Annotated in this window: 4 protein-coding genes; 2 read left to right on the top strand and 2 right to left on the bottom strand. The window is 71.5% G+C overall.

Annotation, left to right across the window (positions count from 1 at the left end):
• Positions 1–21: 21 nt before the first annotated feature.
• Positions 22–882, bottom strand: coding sequence for a dienelactone hydrolase family protein (locus tag AAG801_RS41080; RefSeq protein ID WP_341893627.1), 861 nt, complete (start codon positions 880–882; stop codon positions 22–24).
• 97 nt (positions 883–979) lie between these two features.
• Here AAG801_RS41080 and AAG801_RS41075 point away from each other — a divergent pair, with 97 nt between their 5' ends.
• Positions 980–2509, top strand: coding sequence for a Ppx/GppA phosphatase family protein (locus AAG801_RS41075; protein WP_341893626.1), 1530 nt, complete (start codon positions 980–982; stop codon positions 2507–2509).
• A gap of 13 nt (positions 2510–2522) precedes the next feature.
• The gene (locus AAG801_RS41070; protein ID WP_341893625.1) at positions 2523–2930 is read left to right on the top strand and encodes a hypothetical protein; all 408 of its coding nucleotides are present in this window, start codon (positions 2523–2525) and stop codon (positions 2928–2930) included.
• Here the strand turns inward: AAG801_RS41070 and AAG801_RS41065 are convergent.
• Positions 2887–3466: cytochrome P450 (locus AAG801_RS41065; protein WP_341893624.1), on the bottom strand; the 580-nt coding region annotated here is incomplete at its 5' end. The genes AAG801_RS41070 and AAG801_RS41065 overlap by 44 nt on opposite strands.

The raw sequence follows: 3466 nt of genomic DNA, 5'->3' as shown, positions 1-3466 counted from the left end.
GTCGGGCGAGGGGCAGTCCCCTCACACGCCGTTCGCCGTGAACCAGGCCGGGGCGCGCTTCCAGCCGTCCTCGGCCTGCTCCTTGCGGTAGCTCGGTCGGTAGTCGGCGTGGAAGGCGTGCGGCGTGTCCGGGTAGAGCACCAGTTCCGCCTTCGCATTGCCCGCGGCCTTCACGGCCGCGATCATCTTCTCGATGCTGTCGTTCGGAATGCCGCCGTCGGCCGCCCCGTACAGCGCCAGCACCGCGGCCTTCACGTTGGCGGCCACGTCGAGCGCGGCCTTGTCGCCCGGAAAGTAGCTGCGCGCCACCGGCCCGTACCAGGGCACCGCGGCCTTCACCGCCGGGTTGTGGGCAGCGTACATCCAGGTCGTGCGGCCACCCCAGCAGAAGCCGGTGATGCCGAGCCTCGAGGTGTCGCCGCCATTGGCCTTGGCCCAGGCCACCGCGGCGTCGAGGTCACCCATCACCTGCTTGTCCGGCACCTTGGCGATCACCTCCGAGATCAGCTTGGCCACCTCGCCGTAGGACTGTGCGTCGCCCTGGCGCACGAACAGCTCCGGCGCGATCGCGAGATACCCCAGCTTGGCAAAGCGCCGCGCGACGTCGGCGATGTACTCGTGCACGCCGAAGATCTCCGAGACCACGAGGATCACCGGCAGGCCGGTCTTGCCGGCAGGCTGAGCGCGGTAGGCAGGCATCCTGAAATCGCCCACGGGAATCGTCACTTCGCCGGTCGTCAGGCCCTCGCTGTCGGTCTTGATGGTCTGCGCCGTCACCGGCAGCACCGCGGCGGCAAAGCCGCTGCCCACCGCCGCCTGCACGAAACCCCGGCGCGAGAGATCGCGCGACGGGACCAGACTGTCGACTTCCTGCTGCAGCATGAGGCTCTCCGCGAGTGTCAAAGCGGCGCATTCTAGGAACAGCGCGGAGCCGGTGCACGACCCCGATGCGAACGTGGATTGCCCGCACAATCGCCGCATGCCGTCTCCCTCCCGCGTGACCCTCGACTTCGAGACACGGTGGCCTGGCCAGCTTGCCGCCATCGACATGGGCTCGAACAGTTTCCGGCTCGAGATCGGCCAGCTCGCCGAGGGCCGCTACCGCCGCATCGACTACCTGAAGGAGACCGTGCGCCTCGGTGGTGGCCTCGACGCCAACGGCATGCTCTCCGAAGAAGCGGCCATCCGCGGCCTGGCCTGCCTGGCGCGCTTCGCACAGCGCCTGAATGGCTTCGCGCCGCAGCAGATCCGCGCCGTGGCGACGCAGACGCTGCGCGAGGCGCGCAACCGCGACGCCTTCCTGCAGCGCGCGCAGACCGTGCTCGGCCGGCCGATCGAAGTCATCTCCGGCCGCGAGGAAGCGCGGCTGATCTACGCCGGCGTCGCGCGCCTGCAGCCCTCGAACGTGCCGCGGCTGGTGATCGACATCGGTGGCCGCTCCACCGAGATGATCCTCGGCCAGGGCCGCAAGCCGCTGCGTGCCGAATCCTTCCAGGTCGGCAGCGTCAGCCTGTCGCTGCGCTTCTTCGGCGACGGTCGACTGACGGAATCCGCCTTTCGTGCCGCGCAGGTGGCCGCCGGCGCCGAACTGGAAGAGGCGCTCGAGCCCTTTGCGCCGGTCCACTGGCACGAGGCGCTGGGCTCTTCGGGCACGGTCGGTGCGGTGTCGCAGCTGCTCGCTGCCAGCGGCATCAGCGATGGCCGCATCACACCCGACGGCCTGCGCTGGCTGATCGAGCGCTGCCTGCATGCCGGACGCGTCGACCGGCTCGACCTGCCGGGCCTGAAGGAGGAGCGCCGCGCCGTCATCGCCGGCGGCATCGCCATCCTCTACACGCTGGCGGCGCACTTCGGCATCGCCGCGCTGCAGCCGGCGCGCGGCGCGCTGCGCCAGGGTGTGATCTTCGACCTCGACGAGCGCCTTCACGCCACGGCGCTGGCGCAGGACGGCCACGACATCCGCGACGCCAGCGTTCGCGAGCTGCAGCGCCGCTTCATGGTCGACGCGCAGCAGGCGCGGCGCGTCGCCAGCGTTGCCGAGGCGCTGTACGAACAGGTGCAGCCACGCGCCGGCCGCGAGGCACGCCGCGAGCTGCTGTGGGCCTGCGCGCTGCACGAGATCGGCATGATGGTCTCGCACCACGACCACCACCGCCACAGCGCCTACGTGCTCGCCCATGTCGACGCGCCGGGCTTCTCGCAGAGCCAGCAGCGCCGCGTCGGCGAGCTGGTCCTGGGCCAGCGCGGCGGGCTGCGCAAGGTCGAGACCAGCCTGACGCAGGAGACCTTCGCCTGGCAGGTGCTGTGCCTGCGCCTGGGCGTCATCAAGTGCCACGCCCGCAGCGAGGTGAAGACCGACGTGCTGCGCCTGTCGCGCCAGGGCACGCAGGCCCGGCTGGACTTCTCCGCCGAGTGGGCGGCAGCCCACCCGCGCACGCTCTACCTGCTGCAGGAGGAGGTGCAGGCCTGGGCCCGAGGTGGCGTGCTGAAGCTGTCCCTGCGCGACTGAGCACGGCGTCGCCATGGGCCGGCCCGCGCCTGAGCTGCTGCTCGTCGACAGCATCACCGAGGCGGTCGGTCGCGCCGCCGGCGCGCTGGTGGTGAGCGGCTCGCACGGCGGCATCAGCGCCGGCCGCTTCGCGCTCGAGGCCGGCGTGCGGCTGGCAGTGTTCAACGATGCCGGCGTCGGCCGCGACGACGCCGGCATCGCCGCGCTGCCGCTGCTGCAGGCGCGGGGCATCGCCGCCTGCACGGTGTCGCATCACAGCGCCCGCATCGGCGAGGCGCGCTCGAGCCTGGCCGACGGCGTGATCTCGCACCTCAACGACGCCGCGGCGGCGATGGGCGCCCGCCCCGGCCTGCGCCTGCAGGACTGGCTGGCGACGCTCAGTGCGCCGCCAGCGTCAGCGCCTCCAGGCCGCGCAGGTTGATCCACGGGCGCCAGCGCGGCGGTTCGTCGGGCAGGTCCAGCGCCGGGTAGCGCGCCAGCAGCCGCTGGAACGCGATCTCGCCCTCCAGCCGCGCCAGCGGTGCGCCGAGGCAGAAGTGGATGCCGGCGCCGAAGGCCAGGTGCGGGTTCGGATCGCGGCCGATGTCGAAACGGTCAGGATCCGCGAACACCGCCGGGTCGCGGTTGGCTGGCGCCAGCATGAAGAAGATCAGCTCGCCGGCGGGGATGAGCGTGTCGCCCACGGCATAAGGCGCCGTCGTCGAACGCGCCACCATGTTCACCGAGCCCTCGAAGCGAAGCATCTCCTCGACGGCGCTGGCGGCCAGCGGCGGCCGCTCGCGCAGCCGCGCAAGTTGCTGCGGATGGCGCAGCAGCGTCAGTGCGCCATTGCCGATCAGGTTGGTGGTGGTCTCGTGGCCGGCGATGAACAGCAGGATCAGGTTGCCGAGCAGTTCGTCCTCGCTCAGCCCACCGCCGTCGTCCTGCGCGGCGATCAGCAGCCCAAGCACGTCGTCG

This window comes from Variovorax sp. YR752 (assembly GCF_943372545.1).
This window is presented reverse-complemented; position numbering and strand designations above follow the sequence as displayed.

Coding starts and splice junctions, on each gene's coding strand:
- AAG801_RS41080 (WP_341893627.1), bottom strand. CDS start 882: ATGCTGCAGCAGGAAGTCGACAGTCTGGTCCCGTCGCGCGATCTCTCG.
- AAG801_RS41075 (WP_341893626.1), top strand. CDS start 980: ATGCCGTCTCCCTCCCGCGTGACCCTCGACTTCGAGACACGGTGGCCT.
- AAG801_RS41070 (WP_341893625.1), top strand. CDS start 2,523: ATGGGCCGGCCCGCGCCTGAGCTGCTGCTCGTCGACAGCATCACCGAG.